This window comes from Bradyrhizobium sp. HKCCYLS3013 (assembly GCF_051167615.1).
Taxonomy (GTDB): Bacteria; Pseudomonadota; Alphaproteobacteria; order Rhizobiales; family Xanthobacteraceae; genus Bradyrhizobium.
The window spans coordinates 397133-415674 of sequence record NZ_JBNPTK010000001.1 but is presented as its reverse complement, the minus strand read 5'-3'; the positions used below and the strand labels follow the sequence as shown (position 1 = coordinate 415674).

General features: G+C 66.9%; 13 protein-coding genes. 5 read left to right on the top strand and 8 right to left on the bottom strand.

What is annotated here, in order from left to right:
- The first annotated feature begins 203 nt into the window (after positions 1–203).
- On the top strand, positions 204–998 hold the full coding sequence (locus tag ACQR1F_RS01860) for a L,D-transpeptidase (RefSeq protein ID WP_434880311.1): 795 nt from the start codon (positions 204–206) through the stop codon (positions 996–998).
- Positions 999–1061: 63 nt separating this feature from the next.
- Here ACQR1F_RS01860 and ACQR1F_RS01855 read toward each other — a convergent pair whose 3' ends face one another.
- The 4 genes from ACQR1F_RS01855 to ACQR1F_RS01840 all read right to left on the bottom strand — a co-directional run bounded on the left by ACQR1F_RS01855 (position 1062) and on the right by ACQR1F_RS01840 (position 7363).
- Positions 1062–2087, bottom strand: coding sequence for an ABC transporter permease (locus tag ACQR1F_RS01855; RefSeq protein ID WP_315802133.1), 1026 nt, complete (start codon positions 2085–2087; stop codon positions 1062–1064).
- A 12-nt stretch (positions 2088–2099) separates the two neighbouring features.
- Entirely contained in the window at positions 2100–3602 is a 1503-nt protein-coding gene (locus ACQR1F_RS01850) for a sugar ABC transporter ATP-binding protein (protein WP_434886311.1), read from the bottom strand.
- 13 nt (positions 3603–3615) lie between these two features.
- Positions 3616–4569 (bottom strand): sugar-binding protein, encoded by a 954-nt coding sequence (locus ACQR1F_RS01845; RefSeq protein WP_410051968.1) that lies wholly within the window; start codon positions 4567–4569, stop codon positions 3616–3618.
- Positions 4570–5083: 514 nt separating this feature from the next.
- Entirely contained in the window at positions 5084–7363 is a 2280-nt protein-coding gene (locus tag ACQR1F_RS01840; RefSeq protein ID WP_315802131.1) for a spermidine synthase, read from the bottom strand.
- A gap of 199 nt (positions 7364–7562) precedes the next feature.
- Here ACQR1F_RS01840 and ACQR1F_RS01835 point away from each other — a divergent pair, with 199 nt between their 5' ends.
- A complete protein-coding gene (locus ACQR1F_RS01835) occupies positions 7563–9164 on the top strand; it encodes a phytoene desaturase family protein (RefSeq protein ID WP_434912444.1) in 1602 nt (533 codons plus the stop codon).
- Between the two features lie 183 nt (positions 9165–9347).
- Here ACQR1F_RS01835 and ACQR1F_RS01830 read toward each other — a convergent pair whose 3' ends face one another.
- On the bottom strand, positions 9348–9512 hold the full coding sequence (locus ACQR1F_RS01830) for a Flp family type IVb pilin (protein WP_315802129.1): 165 nt from the start codon (positions 9510–9512) through the stop codon (positions 9348–9350).
- Positions 9513–9779: 267 nt separating this feature from the next.
- On the opposite strand from ACQR1F_RS01830, the gene ACQR1F_RS01825 reads away from it, so the two are divergent.
- Entirely contained in the window at positions 9780–10676 is an 897-nt protein-coding gene (locus ACQR1F_RS01825; RefSeq protein ID WP_434873169.1) for a 50S ribosomal protein L11 methyltransferase, read from the top strand.
- A gap of 57 nt (positions 10677–10733) precedes the next feature.
- On the opposite strand, the gene ACQR1F_RS01820 is transcribed toward ACQR1F_RS01825, so the two are convergent.
- Positions 10734–10916, bottom strand: a complete 183-nt coding sequence (locus tag ACQR1F_RS01820) for a hypothetical protein (RefSeq protein ID WP_434912443.1) — start codon at positions 10914–10916, stop codon at positions 10734–10736.
- Positions 10917–11152: 236 nt separating this feature from the next.
- Between ACQR1F_RS01820 and ACQR1F_RS01815 the strand changes: the two genes are divergently transcribed.
- Complete coding sequence (locus ACQR1F_RS01815) at positions 11153–12976, top strand: aminopeptidase P family protein (protein ID WP_434900211.1); 1824 nt, start codon at positions 11153–11155, stop codon at positions 12974–12976.
- Positions 12977–13097: 121 nt separating this feature from the next.
- Positions 13098–14375, top strand: coding sequence for a multidrug effflux MFS transporter (locus tag ACQR1F_RS01810; RefSeq protein ID WP_434912442.1), 1278 nt, complete (start codon positions 13098–13100; stop codon positions 14373–14375).
- 232 nt (positions 14376–14607) lie between these two features.
- Here the strand turns inward: ACQR1F_RS01810 and ligA are convergent, their stop codons facing one another.
- Together ligA and recN are read right to left on the bottom strand one after the other, a co-directional pair.
- Positions 14608–16755, bottom strand: a complete 2148-nt coding sequence (gene ligA, locus ACQR1F_RS01805; protein WP_434912441.1) for an NAD-dependent DNA ligase LigA — start codon at positions 16753–16755, stop codon at positions 14608–14610.
- Positions 16756–16861: 106 nt separating this feature from the next.
- On the bottom strand, positions 16862–18535 hold the full coding sequence (gene recN / locus ACQR1F_RS01800; protein ID WP_434891825.1) for a DNA repair protein RecN: 1674 nt from the start codon (positions 18533–18535) through the stop codon (positions 16862–16864).
- Positions 18536–18542: the final 7 nt, after the last annotated feature.

The window sequence follows — 18542 nt, the reverse complement described above, 5'->3', positions numbered from 1 at the left end:
ACCGTCCGCGGTCGCGAAAATGTCAGCGCGGATGAACAGGCCGAGCCTTTGTCCGGCCCCCGCCCGCCATTAAGGTTGAAGCTGCCCTCGGCTGGAACAAATCCGGCAATTCCGACATAGTGCAGGCCGAGGCGATGACCTGGGCGTTGACGTCCCGTTTTGAGGTCTCTCCACAGTCGAGGGCCCTGGAGGCCAGAGGTTAGATGCGTACCATCCTTTTTGCCGTTGCCGGCTTCGCCTTTCTGTCGGCCACGCCGGCTCTGGCCAAGATCGACATCACCGTCGACAAGAACAACCAGATCATGACTGTCGCCGTCGATGGCGTCGAGCGTTATCGATGGCCGGTCTCGACCGGCATTCCCTCGCGGGAAACGCCGAATGGCTCGTTCCGCGCCTTCCGCATGGAAGCCGATCATTTTTCCAAGGAATTCGACGACGCGCCGATGCCGCATTCGATCTTCTTCACGAAGGTCGGTCACGCGATTCACGGCACGGATTCGGAAAGCCGCCTCGGGACCCCGGCGTCCCACGGCTGCGTCCGGCTGTCCAAGGCCAACGCGACGACGCTCTATGACCTGGTACAGAAAGACGGCGTGCTGAACACCACGGTGACGCTGACCGGATCGGCCGAGGTGGCGCTGGCGCGCAATCCACGCCGCGGCACCGCTGTTGCGCGGCGCGAGGCGCCGCAGCAGTATGACGACAGTGGCGAGCCGGTCGTGCTGACGCCGCAGCCGCAGATGCTGCCGGGGCGCCCGGTCGTTCCGCAGCAGCGGCCCGATGACGGCTACATCTATCCCGCCGACGGCAGCGACAACGGTGCGCGCTATCCGGCACCGCCCGGCACGGCCCGCCGCGTCTATGACGCCCAGGCCTATCCGCAGCAGCAGCCGCAGCAGTACTATTACGACAACGGCAATCCGAGCTACGCCCAGCCGCGCTATTACCAGCCGCGGCCCTACTACCAGCCGCGCGGCTATTACACCTATCAGGACTGATCGCGCACTGATCCCAGCAACCGGGCGTGGCCACCAGGCGGCGCTCGGCCCGTTGGGATCTTCTCACTCGGCGTTGACGCGCCCGAGCGAGGCCGACGCACGATCGGCGCTGGCCTGCCCGCGGGCCGTCGGCATGCGCTTGCGCCGCTGCACGAGATACTGGTCGGCCAGCACGCCGATCAGGATCACCGTGCCCATCACGGCGAAATTGAGCGAGCTGGGGATGCCCAGCAGGTTGACCAGGTTCTGCAACACTTGCAGCAGGACCGTGCCGAGCACGACGCCGATGATCGAGCCTTCGCCGCCGCGCAGCGAGCAGCCGCCGAGCACCGCGGCGGCGATCGCATAGAGCTCGTAGAACGAGCCGTGCACCGCCGGCGAGATCGAACGGGTATACATCGCCAGCAGGACCGCGGCGAGCGCGGTCAGGGCCCCGCAGATCACATAGGCCGCGATCGTCACCCGGTCGGACCGGATGCCGGAATAGCGCGCCGCCTCCTCGTTCTTGCCGACGGCGTAGAAATAGCGGCCGTACACCGACCGGTGCAGCACCAGCCAGGCGATGCCGGCGACGATCGCGAGCGCCACGACGCTGTGCGGCAGCGGAAAGCCGAGGACATCGGTGCGGCCGGCGGCCAGCCATTCCAGCGCCGGGAAGCTCGCGCCATAGCCGAAGCCGGCCGTGGCATCCTCGGTGTAGTAGCGCGCCGCGCCGCGATAGATCAGAAGTCCGCACAGGGTCACCACGAAGGGCTGGATGCGCATCTTGGTGACCAGCGTGCCATGGACCAAGCCGATGGCGATGCCGCCGGCGAGGATGAGGAACAAGGCAGCGACCCAGTCGACGTCCCGGTTGACGATGAGGTCGATGAACAGCACGCCGAGCAGCGCGATCACCGACCCCACCGCAAGCTCGATGCCGCCGACGATGATGACGAAGGCCTCGGCGATCGAGAAGATGCCGAACATGCCGACCTGGTTGGCGGTGTTGGAGAGGTTGCCGACCAAGAGGAAGCGTGGGTTGATGAAGGCCACGACGGCGCCGACCACCAGGATCAGGATCAGCAGGCTGAGATCTTTCTTCTGCACGGGCGCCCTCGCTCAGACGGTATGGCCGACGGCGAGCTGAAGCACGTTGTGCTCGCTGAACTCGTCTCTCGCCAAGAAACCTGAAATCATGCCTTCATGCATCACGGCGATCCGGTCGCTCACCCCGATCACCTCCTCCATGTCGCTCGAGATCATCAGGATCGCGACACCGGAATCCGCCAGCCGCCGCAGCATGTCGTAGATCTCCTGCTTGGCGCCAACATCGATGCCCCGGGTCGGCTCGTCGAAGATCAGGACCTTCGGCCGCATCGACAGCCATTTGGCGAGCACGACCTTCTGCTGATTGCCGCCCGACAAGGTGCCGACCGACACCTTGACGTCGGACGCCCGGATCTTGAGCCGTTCGCGCTGTCGATCGGCATTCTCGGCCTCGCGCCTGATGTCGACAAGTCCGAAGCTCAGATAGGAGGCGAGATCCGGCAGCGAGACGTTCTCGGCGATCGACAGGTCGAGCAAGAGGCCGCAGGCCTTGCGGTCTTCCGGAATGAGATAGATGCCGCGATCGATCGCCGCGCGCGGCGTCGAGATGCGGATCGGCTCGCCCTCCAGGCTGAGGCCCCCGGCCAGCAGCGGCTCGACGCCGAAGATGGCGCGCGCGAGCTCGGTCCGGCCGGAGCCGACGAGGCCGGCAAGTCCGAGGATCTCGCCGCGCCGGAGTTGCAGGCTGACGGCCTGGTTGGGATAGGTCGCGGTCACGGCCTCCATGACGTCGAGCACGGCCTCGCCAGGCGGCGCGGCCGGCGGCACGTAGAGCGACCGCAGGTCCCGGCCGATCATCAGCCGGATCATCGCTGCAGGATTGAGCTGGTCTCGCGTCAGCGCGCCAACCATGCGACCGTCGCGCAGCACGATGGCGCGATCGGCGCATTGCATCACTTCGTTCAGGCGATGCGTGATGAAGATGACGCTGACCCCGTCCGACTTCAAGCCGGCGATGACATGCATCAGCCGCTCGGTTTCCGACAAGGTGAGGCTGGAGGTCGGCTCGTCCATGATGACGCAGCGCGCATCGAGCGACAAAGCCTTCATGATCTCGACCAGCTGGCGCTGCGCCAGGGACAGTTCGGCAAGCGGCGTATCCGGCTCGAAATCGGCCCCGAGACGCGCGATCAGCGGGCGCACCCTGGTCCGCAGCGTCGCGCGGTCGATCAGCCGCAGCGGCCCGCCATAGACCGGCTCACGCCCGATGAAGACGTTGCCCGCGACGTCGAGATTGTCGAACAGGTTCAGCTCCTGGTGGACGAAGGCGATGCCGGCCGCGATCGCGTCCGCCACCGCATAGCTGGCCCGCGCCACGCCATCGATCCGGATCGTGCCGCTGCTCGGCTCCACCACGCCGCCGAGCACGCGCATCAGGGTCGACTTGCCGGCGCCGTTCTCGCCGACCAGGGCGATCACCTCTCCGGGCGCGACCGACAGGTTGGCGTGGTCGAGCGCGACCACGCCAGGATAGGTCTTGCCGATGTCGATCAGCTCGAGGAAGGGCTCGCGCACGCCGGCCGTCGCGTCACTTCTTCAGCATCTGCTTCATCTGCGCCATGAAGTCGTCGACGTTCGACTTCTCGATCACCTTGCCGGGCACGATGATGATGCCGTTGGCCGGCACACCCGACTTGTCGCCCTCAACGACCTTCGCCATCAGCTTCATGCCCTGATAGCCCCATTCGAACGGCTGCTGCACCACCGTGCCCTCGATCGCGCCGTCCTTCACGCCGCCGAGCGTGATCGGATCCTCGTCGAAGCCGATGATCTTGATCTTGCCGAGCTTGCCGGCTTCCTTCAGCACCTCGTAGATGCGCGGTGTGTTGTAGGAGTAGAAGCCGACCAGGCAGCTCACATCGGGCATCGCCGCCAGGATGTCCTCGACATTGCGCTTGGCCCGGGTCTGGTCGATCTCGTCGCCGCGCACGTCGACCAGCTCGACCTTCGAGCCCTTGATGGTCTCCTTCACGCCCTCGATGCGCTCGCGGGCGTTGTCGGCGCCGAGCAGGCCGACGAAGCCGACGCACTTGCCCCCGTTCGGCAGCGCCTTCAGCATCAGCTTGCCGGCGTCCTTGCCGAGCTCGGTATTGGAGGAGCCGATATAGGCGATGCGCTTCGATTGCGGCGCGTCGCTGTCGGTGGTGAAGAGCACCGTCTGTGCCGCGATCTTGTTGAGGTGCTCGGTCTGGTTCTTCGGATCGACGGCGCTCACCATGATTCCGGCGGCGCCGGCCGCGACGAGGTCATCCAGCATCCGCTGCTGCACGGCGGCGGCCGCCTGCTCGGGATATTTGAGCTGCAGGTTGTAGTTGGGCAGCTCGCCCTGCGCCTTCTTCACGCCGGCCTCGGCGATCTTCCAGAAGTCGGACGCGCCGTTGACGACGAAGGCGAGGACCTTCTTGTCGGCCGCTCCCGCCGAGCCCACACCGAGCGCCATCGCCAACAGAGCAGACGCGCCGACCATCCAAAGACGCTTCATCAAACCCCTCCCATGTCAGCCGGCCTGCTTGATGCGACCGGCGTTTTGTACTCATTGAAGACACGTTCCGCGCCCGGGACGAGGCCTGCACCCGCACGGCACCGCAGGTCTCGACGTGAACTCGACAAAACCCGAGGCGCACGGGCGTCGCCAAAATCGACGTCACCCCTCGAGTCGTGAAGATGTCGTGTGAGACTTACCGTGCCGCGTACCGAGCCGCCGCTTTCCTCCCGAGAGCCTCATCGTCGTGGAACTTTTATGAGGCACGCACCTCAAGGTAGCATGATCGTGACAGCTCCGCAACAAAGCCGCTGAAGAAAGCAGATCGTGCTATGTTCTGCGATGCAATATCGCTCCATCGCGATGAACCAAGCGGCGAACATTTGACGCGACGCAACCGGCGCCGATTCGGAATCGAGGAGCGCACCTCTTTCCGAACGCGCATGCCGCATGGCGCGCGCCACCCGAATCCTGACGGCCGCCCAACCGGCGGGAACGCGGCGTGCGCCCTCGCCTACTCGCCGTCGCGAAGCCGCCGATACACCGCGCCGAGAATATTCGAATAGTCGTCGGTCCAGACCCGCTCGCCGTCGGTCGGCTCGGTCTCGGTCCACTTGTCCGAGGAGGCGAGCTTGCCGACATCGGCATCGTCGCGCGCGCTGACGACGACGTCGGTCGGGAAGATGTACTCGTCGTCGCGGCCGGAGTCCTCGTTGTAGACCCAGCTCTTCAGGTCGTTGGCGTCGGCGATGCCGACCACGACGCTCTCCAGCTCCAGATGGCGATTGGAGACGTGCATCACGACAGCGCCCTGTGGCGCCAGCTTCGCCTTGTAGATCGCCATCGCCTCCTCCGTCGCGAGGTGGATCGGAATCGCATCAGACGAATAGGCGTCGACAATGATCAGATCGTAGACGCCGTCCGGCTCCTTGGCGAAGGTCAGCCGGGCATCGCCGATGACCGGCTTGAAGTCCGGCGCGCAGCTCTTGATGTAGCTGAAATATTTCGGATCGCTGGCGGTGTCGACCATGGTCTGGTCGATCTCGAAGTAATTCCAGCTCTCGCCGGGCTGGGCCGCGCAGGTCAGCGTGCCCGCGCCGACGCCGATCACGGCGACCTTGAGCGGCGCGCCCTTGCGCTCCCGGATCGCGGTGATGGCGCGGCCGATGCCGCCGTCCTTGTGATAGTAGGTGATCGGCTCGGGCCGCCCCGTCACCTTGGAGCCGTCGGCGTTGAGATATTTCTGCGCGCCGTGGATGGTCGTGCCGTGCATCAGCACGTGGTAGTGCCCGTCCGATGTCACCACGATCTTGTGCACGCCGAAGAAGCTGCGCACCGTTTCGACGCGGCCGTCATCGGCCGGATAGGCGCGGATCAGGACGAGCGCGAGTGCGGCCGTCGCGAACACCTTCCAGCGGCCGCCGTTCAGCAGCAGAGCGAGCAGCGCGGCGAGCACGCCCACGGCGCCCGCGACATAGACGCGGTGGTCCTCGAGATAGGTCGTGACCTTGCCGGTCATGCCTGAAGGCACCAGCAGCGCGACCGCAATGACCGCGAGCAGGAGCCAGTACCAGCGCGTGAGCCCGGGCAGGCGCTCATTGGCAGCCGGGCGGCACAACGCCGCCAGCGCCAGCAGGATCGGATACTCGGCGACCCAGGAGAAGGTGAACGGCGCGATCAGCCCGGCGAACAGGCCACCGACCATGCCGCCGAACGACAGCGCGACATAGAACCCGGTGAGATACTTGGCCGGCGGGCGCGTGCGCGCGAGCTCGCCATGGCAGGCCATGGCGATGATGAAGAAGCAGAGCTGATGACCGCCGAGCGTGAGCGCGAGATTCTGTTCGCCGCCGAAGGCGAGCAGCACGATCACGCCGGCGATCGCCAGCGGCTGCAGCGCCAGCATCCATTTGTGCGGCAGCAGCGGCCGCGACTGGAACACCAGCACCCAGGTGAGCAGATAGAGCGACAGCGGCAGCACCCACAGCAAGGGCGCGGCCGCGACGTCGGTGGAGATGTGCGCGGTCACCGCGATCAGCAGGCCCGAGGGCACCGCGGCCAGGAATATCCAGCGCAGGCGCAGCAGCCAGCGTGGCGCCGGGGCATGGCTGTCCTCGGTGTGCAGCAGGCTCGCGACGATCACCGGCGACCGCAGCAGCAGGACGCCGCAGCCGGCGATCAGCGCGATCAGGAGGCCATAGCCGCCGGTCCAGATCAGGTTCTGCATGCGCAGGCTGAAGATCGGCTCGATCAGCAGCGGATAGGACAGCAGCGCCAGGAAGCTGCCGATGTTCGACGACGCATAGAGGAAGTACGGGTCGGGCGCGGCTGGATGGCCCGTGCGTACGAACCACGCCTGCAGCAGCGGATTGTTGGCGGCGAGCGCGAAGAACGGCAGGCCGATCGACACGGTGAACAGGCCGAGCAGCCACAGCCCGTAGCCCGAGGTCGGCGGGTTGCCCCAACTGCTCGCGATCGACAACGGCAGCGTCAGCAGAGCGAAACCGAGCAGCAGCAGATGGATCGCGATCGGCAGCACCCGGCTGGGCAACTGGGTGAGAAAATGCGCATAGGCGTAGCCCGCCAGCAGCAGGGTCTGGAAGAACACCATCGCCACCGACCACACCGCCGGCGAGCCGCCGAGCCGCGGCAGCACCATCTTGGTGAACAGCGGCTGCACCGAGAACAGCAGCAGCGCGCTGACGAAGATGGCGGCGGTATAGACGACGAGCACCAGCCGGTTGCGTGCGGCGGAGGGCTGAGCGACGGCGGCGGGCGAGGCGATTGAGGTCATGACAACTCCGGCAGCAGCGCGGCCGGCATCAGATGCCGAGGCCGGACCGCGATGAGCAGACGAGACATAGCGGATCGCAGGGCGGTATGGCGAGCAGCTGAGGCAAAATGGAGTTTTCCTTGACGTCGCAGCCTTCCGGCGCGACAGCACCAGCCGAGGTTCCCGGTGCGGGTGATAAACAGGGCTTTTTGAAGCTGACATGAATGAAACCGACGTCATCATCATCGGCGCTGGCCACAACGGCCTGACCTGTGCGGCCTATCTCGCCATGGCGGGCCTGCGCGTGCATGTGGTCGAGCGCCGCAAGGTGGTCGGCGGCGCCGCGGTGACGGAGGAGTTTCATCCGGGCTTCCGCAACTCCGTCGCGTCCTACACGGTGAGCCTGCTCAATCCGCGCGTCGTCTCCGACCTGAAGCTGCATGAGCACGGGCTCGAGATCGTCGAGCGCCGGGCGCAGAACTTCCTGCCGTCGCCGGACGGTCGCTATCTGCTGACGGGCGAGGGTCGCACGCTGGCGTCGGTTGCGCGGCTGAGCCAGCGGGACGCCGACGCGATCGGCCCGTTCTCGGCCCGGCTCGAGGCGATCGCGGACGTGCTGCGCAGCCTCGTGCTGCGGGCGCCGCCAAACCTGGTCGCCCAGTTCGGGCTATCGGCGATCCGCGAGGCGTTCAACGCGCTCGGCACCGCCAACGCGTTGCGCGCGCTGTCGCTGGAGCAGCAGCGCGACCTGCTCGACCTGTTCACGCGCTCGGCCGGCGAGATGCTCGACGAGATCTTCGAGACCGACCTGGTGAAGGCGCTGTTCGGCTTCGATGCCATCGTCGGCAACTATGCCAGTCCCTACGCCGCCGGCTCGGCCTATGTGATGCTGCATCACGCCTTCGGCGAGGTGAACGGCAAGAAGGGCGTCTGGGGCCATGCGATCGGCGGGATGGGGGCGATCACGCAGGCGATGGCCGGGTGCCTGAAGGAACTGGGCACGCTGGTCGAGCTCGAGGCCGGCGTGCGCGAGGTGATCGTCGAGCGTGACCGCGCCGTCGGCGTCGTGCTCGAGGATGGCCGCACCATCCGCGCCCGCCACGTCGTCGCCAACGTGAACCCGAAGCTGCTCTACACGCGCCTGGTGCCGGCCGGCGCCGTGCCCGAGCCGTTCCTGAACCGCATCCGGAACTGGCGCTGCGGTTCGGGCACGTTCCGCATCAACGTGGCGCTCGACCGGCTGCCCTCGTTCAGCGCACTGCCGGGCGACGGCGACCATCTCTCCGCCGGAATCATCCTCGGCCCGAGCCTCGGCTACATGGACCAGGCCTATCTCGATGCGCGGGCGCATGGCTGGAGCCGCGATCCCGTGGTCGAGCTGCTGATCCCGTCCACGCTCGACCCGACGCTGGCGCCGGCAGGCCAGCACGTCGCCAGCCTGTTCTGCCAGCATGTCGCGCCCGAGCTGCCGGACGGCCGCTCATGGGACAATCACCGCGACGAGGTCGCCGACCTCATGATCGCGACCGTGGACCGCTATGCACCGGGCTTTGCCGCCAGCGTGCTCGGCCGGCAGGTGCTGTCACCGCTCGATCTCGAGCGCCAGTTCGGGCTGATCGGTGGCGACATCTTCCACGGCGCGCTGACCTTGAACCAGTTGTTCTCGGCCCGCCCCATGCTCGGCCACGCCGACTATCGCTCGCCGCTGAAGGGGCTCTACCATTGCGGCTCGGGCAGCCACCCCGGCGGCGGCGTCACCGGTGCCCCCGGCCACAATGCGGCCCAGGCGATCCTGGCGGACCATCGCGCCTTGTTCGGCTGAGGATAAGGGATGGAAAAGCGGGCGGACGTCCGTGTGGACAAGCTGTGGACGCGCCCTGGGTCAACCAGCCAAGAAACTGGTGCACGGCTGTGTGGATATGCTGTGGACCCGGCGGTTGATATGGCCTCAAGCAGAAAAACCGGGCGCAGGGCCCGGTTCTTCGAGAACGCCGCGTCGGGCGGATTACTTCAGGGACGTGTTGATCGAGTCGAACTTGCTGCTGAGCGAGCTGCCCAGGCCGTTGACGGCGGCGATGATCGCCAGCGAGATGCCGGCTGCGATCAGGCCGTATTCGATGGCGGTGGCGCCGGATTCATCACGCAAGAACTTCGACAGAATGGACTTCATCTGAACCTCGTTTCCCAACCCAGGAACCGAGGATCATCCGGTTCCCATGGCGGGAACATTAGGGGCCAAGACCCTAAAGTCGGGATAATCCCCCCAGGTCAAGTTGCAGAGATTCTTCGCTGCAATTGAACCTCAACTTTTATTCGGATGAGGAAAGGCATTATACAACCGCTGGATGCGCAGATCCGGCAGAATTGCGGTCCTATCGCTTGCGTTGGCAGGCAATTCCCTTAACCACGCCGTCAAATCTCGCCAGGATCCACCTTGATGACCTCAACGACCACGCCCGCCACCCACAAGGCCAGCTTCACGGTTGCCGATGAAGCGACCGCCCGCCCGGCGGTCGACCTCCTGACCGAAGTGTTCTTCGAGGGGGACGCGGCGGTTGCGGCGTTCGAGCGTCCGGACGGGCGCTGGGACGTCACGGTGCATTTTGCCGATCCGCCCGACCAGGCGCTGGTGCGCGAGCTCGTCGGCGGGGCGGCGGGCGCCGACGTGGCCCGGACCCTGACGTTTGAGGTCGTCGAGGCCAAGGACTGGGTCAAGGCCAGCCTGGACGACCTCGTTCCGGTCCCGGCCGGTCGTTTCATGGTGCACGGCAGCCACGACCGTGCCCGCGTGCCCGGCAACAAGCTCGGGATCGAGATCGAGGCGGCGCTCGCCTTCGGCACCGGCCATCACGGCACCACCCGGGGCTGCCTGCTGCTGCTCGATCACGTGCTCAAGACGCGCGCGCCGCGGCGCGTGCTGGATCTCGGCACCGGAACCGGCGTGCTCGCCATTGCCGCCGCCAAGGCAACGCGCCGGTCCGTGCTGGCGAGCGACATTGATGCGCCCTCGGTCATGGTGGCGCGGGAAAACGCCCGACTCAACGGCGCCGGCCCCCTGGTCCAGGTGATCCGGGCCACCGGCTTCGCCGCCGCGGAATTTGCCGAAGCCGGCCCGTTCGACCTGGTGCTGGCGAATATCCTGGCCAACCCGCTGCGCCAGCTGGCTGCGCCGATGCAGCGCCACCTCGCGCCGGGGGCCTTCGTGATCCTGTCGGGCCTGTTGACCCCGCAAGCACGCGCCGTCCGCGCCGCCTATCGTGCCCGCGGCCTGGTTCCGATCCGGCATTTGAGAATCGAGGGATGGAGCAGCCTGTTGCTGCAGAAGCAGCAGTGAGGCGGATCAGCTCACGGCATGGACCGAACCTGCACGCTGGGTGCGGCAAGTTCTCGATTACGTCTTCGGCTGGCTCTGCTGCGAGGTGGAGTCGGACTGATTACGCGGGGCACGTCGACCGCGCGGCGCGACGAGACGATTGACGAGATCCGCCAGCGCGCTGCGCGGCTTCTCGGCCGGTGCGGACACCGGTCCGCTCGGCGCGGGCGCCGATAATTTTTCGAAGGTAAAAGCAGGCATCGTGCATCCCCTCGCCGTTGAGTTGAGGCACTCCCCGGATCATGCGACCGTGGATGATCTTTACGATCGTGGTCGTCACGTCCATACGTTTCCTCGCCGCACCTCTTTCGGATGACTGGCATGCGACAGCAAATCTTTTTGCACAGGCGAATGCAAGGAGATTCTTCGTGCACTGCACTGTCTGCTGAAGGAGTATTCGCCGACGCGGCAGGATTCACTTCTAAAGTATGAGACCGATGTTCGAAGCTCTGTTCCAGACGTTCGAAGAACCCGAAACCGGCGTGGCACTGACCGCGCGGCTCGCCGCGCTCCGCGAAGAGCTGGCCAGACGCAAGCTCGCCGGCTTCATCGTGCCGCGCGCCGACCAGCAGCAGAACGAATATGTGCCACCCTCGGAGGAGAGGCTGGCGTGGCTGACCGGCTTCACCGGCTCGGCCGGCCTTGCGATCGTGCTGTCGCAGGCGGCCGCGATCTTCGTCGACGGCCGCTATACGCTGCAGGCCGGCAAGCAGGTCGACGGCAAAGCCTGGATGGTGGAATCGCTGATCGAGCCGCCGCCCGAGAGTTGGCTGACCCGCCATTTGCAGAGCGGTGACCGCGTCGGCTTCGATCCCTGGCTGCATACGACGGCCGCGGCCGAACGTCTGGCCGCCGCCTGCGCCAAGGCGGGCGCGGAGCTGGTTCCGGTCGAGCGCAACCCGGTCGACAGCATCTGGACCGAACGGCCGCTGCCGCCGCTCGGCGCCGTCGCCATCCACGGCGCGGAATTGTCCGGCGAGAGCGAGGCCGACAAGCTCGGCCGGATCCGCCAGGAGATCGAGCGCCTCGGCGTCGAGGCGCTCGTCCTGTCCGATTCCCACAACGTCGCCTGGACCTTCAACATCCGCGGCGCCGACGTCTCGCACACGCCGCTGCCGCTGTCCTATGCGCTGGTGCCGAAGACCGGACGCCCGACGATCTTCATCGATTCCCGCAAGCTCTCGAACCTGACGCGCGATCATCTCGAGCAGAGCGCCGAGGTGGCGGAGCCGGACGCGCTGACACCGCGCCTGTCCGAGCTCGCGCAATCCGGCGCGGCCGTCGCGCTCGACAGCGCCACGGCCGCCGATGCCCTGACGCGCCTGATTCAGGGCGCCGGCGGCAAGGCGGTGCGCGGCGCCGATCCGGTCAGCCTGCTCAAGGCCGCCAAGAATGCGGTCGAGATCGACGGCACGCGGCGCGCCCATCAGCGCGATGCGGTCGCGCTGGCCCGCTTTCTCGCCTTCATCGATCGCGAGGCGCCGAAGGGCTCGTTGACCGAGATCGATGCGGTCGAGGCGCTGGAGAGCTTTCGCCGCGACACCGGCGCGCTCAAGGATGTGTCGTTCCCGACCATCTCGGGCACCGGTCCCAACGGCGCCATCGTGCATTATCGCGTCACCCGCAAGAGCAACCGCCGCATCATGCCGGGCGATCTGCTGCTGATCGATTCCGGCGCGCAATATCAGGACGGCACCACCGACGTCACCCGCACGATCGCCGTGGGCGCGCCGACCGAGGAGATGCGCGATCGCTTCACCCGCGTGCTGCGCGGCCACCTTGCGATCGCGCGCGCGATCTTCCCCGACGGCACCACCGGCGCCCAGCTCGACACCCTGGCGCGGCAGTTCCTGTGGCAGGCCGGCATCGATTTCGAGCATGGCACCGGCCACGGCGTCGGCAGCTATCTGTCGGTGCACGAGGGACCCGCGCGGATTTCGAAGCTCGGCACCACGCCGCTGAAGCGCGGCATGATCCTGTCCAACGAGCCCGGCTACTACAAGACCGACGCGTTCGGCATCCGCATCGAGAACCTCGAGCTGGTGGTGGCCAAGGACGTCGCGGGCGCCGAGAAGCCGATGAACGGTTTCGAGGCGCTGACCCTGGCGCCGATCGACCGGCGCCTGATCGAGGTCGCGATGCTGAGCGCCGAGGAACGCGCGTGGCTCGACGCCTATCATGCCCGGGTCAGGGACGCCGTCCGAGCGGCGCTCGACGAGGGCGACCAGCGCTGGCTCGATCAGGCGACAGCGCCCCTGTAGTCAGCCGTACGGTCCGGCTGCGCGCCGTCCCGCTGCCTGCATGGGCGCATGCCGAAACAGGCATTTCCGCGAAATGGAAGACCGCTACAGTCAGGACTGTTCACCTGATTTGAGCGGCACCATGCATGGAATGATCAGCAGACCGCCTGGAGCGGCGCCACCGCGCGCCGTTCCGTCGCGCACGATGCTGGTCCTGCTGGTCGTGATGACCGGGCTGGCGCCGATCTCGCTGTACCTGCTGGTACCGGCGCTGCCGATGCTCGCGACCACCTTTGGCCGCGACGCCTCCGTCGTGCAGATGACGGTGTCGTTCTACATGGCCGGCATTGCGATCTCGCAACTGCTGCTCGGGCCGCTGTCGGACCGCTTCGGCCGCCGCCCCGTGATGCTCGCCGGGCTCGCGCTGTCGATCGTCGCGAGCGTCGGCTGCATCTTCGCCGACACCCTGGCCCAGCTGATCGCGGCGCGCTTCTTCCAGGCGCTCGGCGGCGCCAGCGGCATGGTGATCAGCCGCGCCATCATCCGCGATCTCTATCCGCGCGAGCGCATCGGGGCGATGATCAGCCTCGTCGTCGCGGTGATGATGATCGCGCAGATGCTGTCGCCGCTGACCGGCGGCCTGATCGAGATCGCATTCGGCTGGCACGCCATCTTCTATGTCGTCGCCGCCCTGTCGATCGTGATCGCGATCGCCGTGACCATGGCGCTGCCGGAGACCCGCCCTGCCCGCATCGAGGGCGCGAGCTTCCGCCGCGACGTCGCGATGCTGGTGAAGAGCCGCGCCTTCCTCGGCTACATGCTGTGCCAGGTGCTGGCGTCGCAGATCATCTTCGCCTTCGCCGGCGGCGGGCCGTATATCGTCGAGGTGCAGATGGGCCGCTCCTCGGCGGAGTATGGTGCGTGGTTTGCGACCACCGGCTTCGCCTATTTCGTCGGCAACCTGTTCTGCGTGCGCTACGCGCCGCGCCATTCGCTCGATCGGCTGATCTGGTTCGGCCTGGGGCTGCAGCTCACCAGCGCCGCGCTGAACTTCACGTGGAGCCTGTTCGGCTTCAACCAGGTGCCCTCGGTGCTGTTCGGCACGCAGATGCTCTTGATGTTCGCCAACGCCGCCGTGATGGCGAACTCCGCGGCCGGCGCGATCAGCGTCCGGCCGGGCGCGGCGGGCACAGCTTCCGGCGCGATGGGGTTCCTGCAGATGGGCGTGGGCGCGCTGACGTCGCAGCTCGGCGCCTATCTCGGCGGCCACTACGCAACGACGCTGCCGCTGACGTCGGCGATGCTCACGTTGTCGCTGGCCTGCGCCTGCAGCATGATCTTTCTGGTTCCTCGCACGCAGATGAAGGTGACGAAGGAGCTGATCGAGACGGCGGAAGAGGATGAGGCCGGGGTGATGTGAAGGGCGGCGTGAGGACCGTACGCCCCCACGCCGCTCTCGGGGTCTTACCCGCGTAGGCGCCGCGACCTGCACAGCCTCGCGAACAAGCGGTGTCATGCCCCGCGAAGGCGGGCATTATTCCGAGGCGCCTCGATCCAACCACTGCGGCCTCTGAAATACTGCATCATCCGCTTTCGCGGATGATGCCAGTTGTGGTGCCACAACCACCTTCTGCACCAGACGAGCGCGCGAGCTACTCCCCGATCAGTTGCAGCCACTCGTCCTCGGTCAGCACCTGGACGCCGTGCTTCTGTGCGTCCTTCAGCTTTGAGCCCGCGCCGGGACCGGCGACGACGTAGTCCGTCTTCTTCGACACCGAGCCCGATACTTTCGCACCGAGCCGCTCGGCGGTCGCCTTGGCCTCGTCGCGCGTCATCTTTTCCAGCGTGCCGGTGAACACCACCGTCTTGGTCGCGATCGGCGAATTGCGCTTCGGCTTCTCCGCGTCGAGGATCTTCACCTCTTTCGTCAGCCGCTCGACGATGCCGCGATTGTGGTCCTCGCCGAAATAGGCGGCGACGCTCTTGATCACGGTGTCGCCGATCTGGTCGAGCGCATCCATCTCCGCGATCGCCTCCTCGTCGCCGCTGGCGACCTTGAGACAGGCTTCGTGGAACGCATCCCATGAGCCGTAGCCGCGCGCGAGCGCCAGCGCCGTGGTCTCGCCGACATGGCGCATGCCAAGCGCGTAGATGAAGCGCTCCAGCGCGATCTCACGCCGGGCGTCGATGGCATTGAAGAGATTGCGCACCGAGGTCTCGCCATAGCCCTCGACCTCCTCGAGCTTCAGCCTGGCGTTGCGCGCGGCCAGCGTGAAGATGTCGGCGGGCTCCTTGACCCAGCCCTGGTCGAAGAAGAACTGGATCTGCTTCTCGCCGAGACCGTCGATATCGAAAGCGCGGCGCGAGGCGAACAGCTTGAGGTGCTCGATCTTCTGGAACGGACAGGCGAACTCGCCGGTGCAGCGGGCGCGCGAGCCCTCCTCGCCGGTCGCGATCTCCTCGCGGACGACGTCGGTGTGAAGCGGGCACGGGCATTTCTTCGGGAAATGGAATTCCTTGGCGTGCTTCGGCCGCTTGTCGATGAGGACGTCGACCACCTGGGGGATGACGTCGCCGGCGCGCTGGATCACCACGGTGTCGCCGATCCGGATGTCGCGGCCTTCGCGCAACACTTCGCCCTTGTTGCCGATGCCCTTGATGTAGTCCTCATTGTGCAGCGTCACATTCTGCACGATGACGCCGCCGACGCCGACCGGCTCCAGCTTGCCGACCGGCGTGAACGAGCCGGTGCGGCCGACCTGGATCTCGATGTCCTTGAGCACGGTCATGGCGCGCTCGGCCGGAAACTTGTGGGCAATGCCCCAGCGCGGCGTGCGCGACACGAAGCCGAGCCGCTCCTGCCAGTCGATGCGGTCGACCTTGTAGACGACGCCGTCGATGTCGTAGTCGAGCTCGGCGCGCTGCTCCTCGATGTGACGATGGAACGCGATCAGTTCCTCCACCGAGTGGCAGAGCCTCGTGAGCGGATTGGTCGTGAAGCCGCAGCGTTCGAACCATTTGATCATGCCGCTCTGCGTCTCCGCCGGCAGCGCGCTCATCTCGCCCCAGGCGTAGGCAAAGAAGCCCAGGGGACGCGAGGCGGTGATGGTCGGATCCTTTTGCCGCAGCGAGCCGGCGGCGGAATTGCGCGGGTTGGCGAAGACGGTGTCGCCCGCTTCCTTCTGGCGCTCGTTGAGCGCGAGGAAGGCCTGCTTGGTCATGTAGACCTCGCCGCGGACCTCGCAGATGTCGGGCAGGTTGCGGCCGTGCAGCCTGTGCGGTACGTCCTTCAAGGTACGGATGTTGGCGGTGACGTCCTCACCCTCGGCGCCGTCACCGCGGGTCGCGGCGGTGACCAGCTCGCCGCCCTCGTAGCGCAGCGACATCGACAGCCCGTCGATCTTCGGCTCGGCGGAGAAATCGATGCGCTCGTCGGCAAGCTTGAGAAAGCGCGCAATGCGGCCGACGAAGTCGCGCACGTCCTCCTCCGCGAAGGCGTTGTCGAGCGACAGCATCGGCACCGCGTGCCGCACTTTCTTGAACCGGCCGGAGGGCGCAGCGCCGACCTTCTGCGACGGCGACTCGCTGCTGACGAGCTCAGGGAAACGCTTTTCGATCGCATTGAAGCGGCGACGCAGCTCGTCGTAGGCGGCGTCCGAGATCTTCGGCGCGTCATCCTGATAATAGAGCCTGTCGTGGGTCTCGAGCTCCAGCGCCAGCCGCTTCCACTCCACCTTGGCCTGCGCCTTGGTGAGATCGGCAACGTCGACGGGCTGCTTCGGTTTTGCTGTCTTGGGCATGCGTATGATCTGCTCGTCATTGCGGGACGGCCCGGAGGCCGTCCCGAGACGACGGTGTACACAATGCGCGCGCCGGAGCCAAAGCGTTCGGCCGCTCCGTTTCCAGCTATGCCGCCGCAGCCTCCAGCAGCCGGTCGGCGGCGGCGCGGGCTTCGGCGGTGACCTCGGCGCCGGCCAGCATGCGGGCGATTTCCTCGCGGCGGTGCAGGGTGGCCAGCGTATTGACCCGGGTGACGACACGCTTGCCGCGATCGAGCGCATCTTTGGAGATCAGCAGATGCTGGTCCGCCCTGGCCGCGACCTGCGGCGCGTGGGTCACGGCCATCACCTGAACCCCGTGCGCGAGCCGCGCCAGCCGGGCGCCGATGGCGTCGGCGACCGCGCCGCCGACGCCGGTGTCGATCTCGTCGAACACCAAGGTCGGCGCCGAGCCGCGGTCGGACAGCACGACCTTGAGCGCCAGCAGGAACCGCGACAGCTCGCCGCCCGAGGCGACCTTCATCATCGGGCCCGGCCGCGTGCCCGGGTTGGTCTGAACCCAGAACTCGACACGGTCGATGCCTTCCGGCCCCGGCGCCTCGGCGTCGCTGTCGACCTGGGTCATGAACTTGGCCCGCTCGAGCTTGAGCGGGCCGAGTTCCGCAAGGACGGCCCGGTTCAGCTTCTCGGCCGACTTGGTCCGCGCTGCCGACAGCTTGGCAGCCGCGGCGCCATAGCGCCCATCGGCTGCCGCCGCCGCTGCTTCCAGCTTCTTCAGCTGCTCGGCGCCGGCATCGATCAGGACGACGTCGGCGGCATATTTGGCAGCCAAGGCAGCCAGACCGTCCACCGGCGTCGAATATTTGCGCGCGGCCGCGCGCAGCGCGAACAACCGCTCCTCGATGCGCTCCAGCTCCAGCGGATCGAAATCGGTGGCCGCGAGTGCCACCGTCAGATGCTGATCGGCCTCCTCCAGGGCGTTGATCGCCGAATCGATCGCCTTGACCGCCGGATCGACCAGCGCGGGCGAGCTCGCCGCGCGGCGCTCCAACCGGCGGACCGCCGCGGCCAGCGCGGCGATCGGCGACTGGTGGCCGCTGACGGCATCCTGCGCGTCGCGCAGATCGCCTGCGATCTTCTCGCCCTGCATCATGGCGGTGCGGCGGGCGGCGAGCTGCGTCTCCTCGCCCTCCTTCGGCGCCAGCTTCTTCAGCTCGTCCGAGGCATGCCGCAGATAATCGGCCTCGCGGGCCGCGCGCTCCATGCTCGCCCGATGCTCGTCGAGCGCCGTGACCGCAGTCCGGCGCGCTGCCCACAGCGCTTCCACCGCGGCGACGTCCTTCTCCAGGCCCGCAAAGGCATCCAGCAGCCGGCGGTGGGTGGCGGCGTCGACCAGCGCACGTTCGTCATGCTGGCCGTGGATTTCGACCAGTGTGGCGCCGATCGCCTTCAGCGTCTGCACGCTGACCGACTGGTCGTTGATGAAGGCGCGGGTGCGGCCATCGCCGAACTGAACGCGGCGCAGGATCATCTCGCCATCGGCATCCAGGCCGTTGGCAGCGAGGATCCGGGCGGCCGGATGATCCTTGCCGATCTCGAACACGGCCGTGACCTGCCCCTGGTCGGCGCCATGGCGCACCAGGCTGGCGTCGCCGCGGCCGCCGAGAGCCAATGCAAACGCATCGAGCAGGATCGACTTGCCGGCTCCGGTCTCGCCGGTCAGCACCGCAAGTCCATTCGAGAATTCGAGATCGAGTCGTTCGATCAGGACGATGTCACGGATCGACAGTCGCGCCAGCATGGAACCG

Excerpts from the sequence above, each read along its gene's own strand:
- ACQR1F_RS01860 (WP_434880311.1), top strand. The coding sequence starts at position 204 with ATGCGTACCATCCTTTTTGCCGTTGCCGGCTTCGCCTTTCTGTCGGCC.
- ACQR1F_RS01845 (WP_410051968.1), bottom strand. The coding sequence starts at position 4,569 with ATGAAGCGTCTTTGGATGGTCGGCGCGTCTGCTCTGTTGGCGATGGCG.
- ACQR1F_RS01840 (WP_315802131.1), bottom strand. The coding sequence starts at position 7,363 with ATGACCTCAATCGCCTCGCCCGCCGCCGTCGCTCAGCCCTCCGCCGCA.
- ACQR1F_RS01835 (WP_434912444.1), top strand. The coding sequence starts at position 7,563 with ATGAATGAAACCGACGTCATCATCATCGGCGCTGGCCACAACGGCCTG.
- ACQR1F_RS01830 (WP_315802129.1), bottom strand. The coding sequence starts at position 9,512 with ATGAAGTCCATTCTGTCGAAGTTCTTGCGTGATGAATCCGGCGCCACC.
- ACQR1F_RS01825 (WP_434873169.1), top strand. The coding sequence starts at position 9,780 with ATGACCTCAACGACCACGCCCGCCACCCACAAGGCCAGCTTCACGGTT.
- ACQR1F_RS01820 (WP_434912443.1), bottom strand. The coding sequence starts at position 10,916 with ATGCCTGCTTTTACCTTCGAAAAATTATCGGCGCCCGCGCCGAGCGGA.
- ACQR1F_RS01815 (WP_434900211.1), top strand. The coding sequence starts at position 11,153 with ATGTTCGAAGCTCTGTTCCAGACGTTCGAAGAACCCGAAACCGGCGTG.
- ACQR1F_RS01810 (WP_434912442.1), top strand. The coding sequence starts at position 13,098 with ATGCATGGAATGATCAGCAGACCGCCTGGAGCGGCGCCACCGCGCGCC.
- ligA (WP_434912441.1), bottom strand. The coding sequence starts at position 16,755 with ATGCCCAAGACAGCAAAACCGAAGCAGCCCGTCGACGTTGCCGATCTC.
- recN (WP_434891825.1), bottom strand. The coding sequence starts at position 18,535 with ATGCTGGCGCGACTGTCGATCCGTGACATCGTCCTGATCGAACGACTC.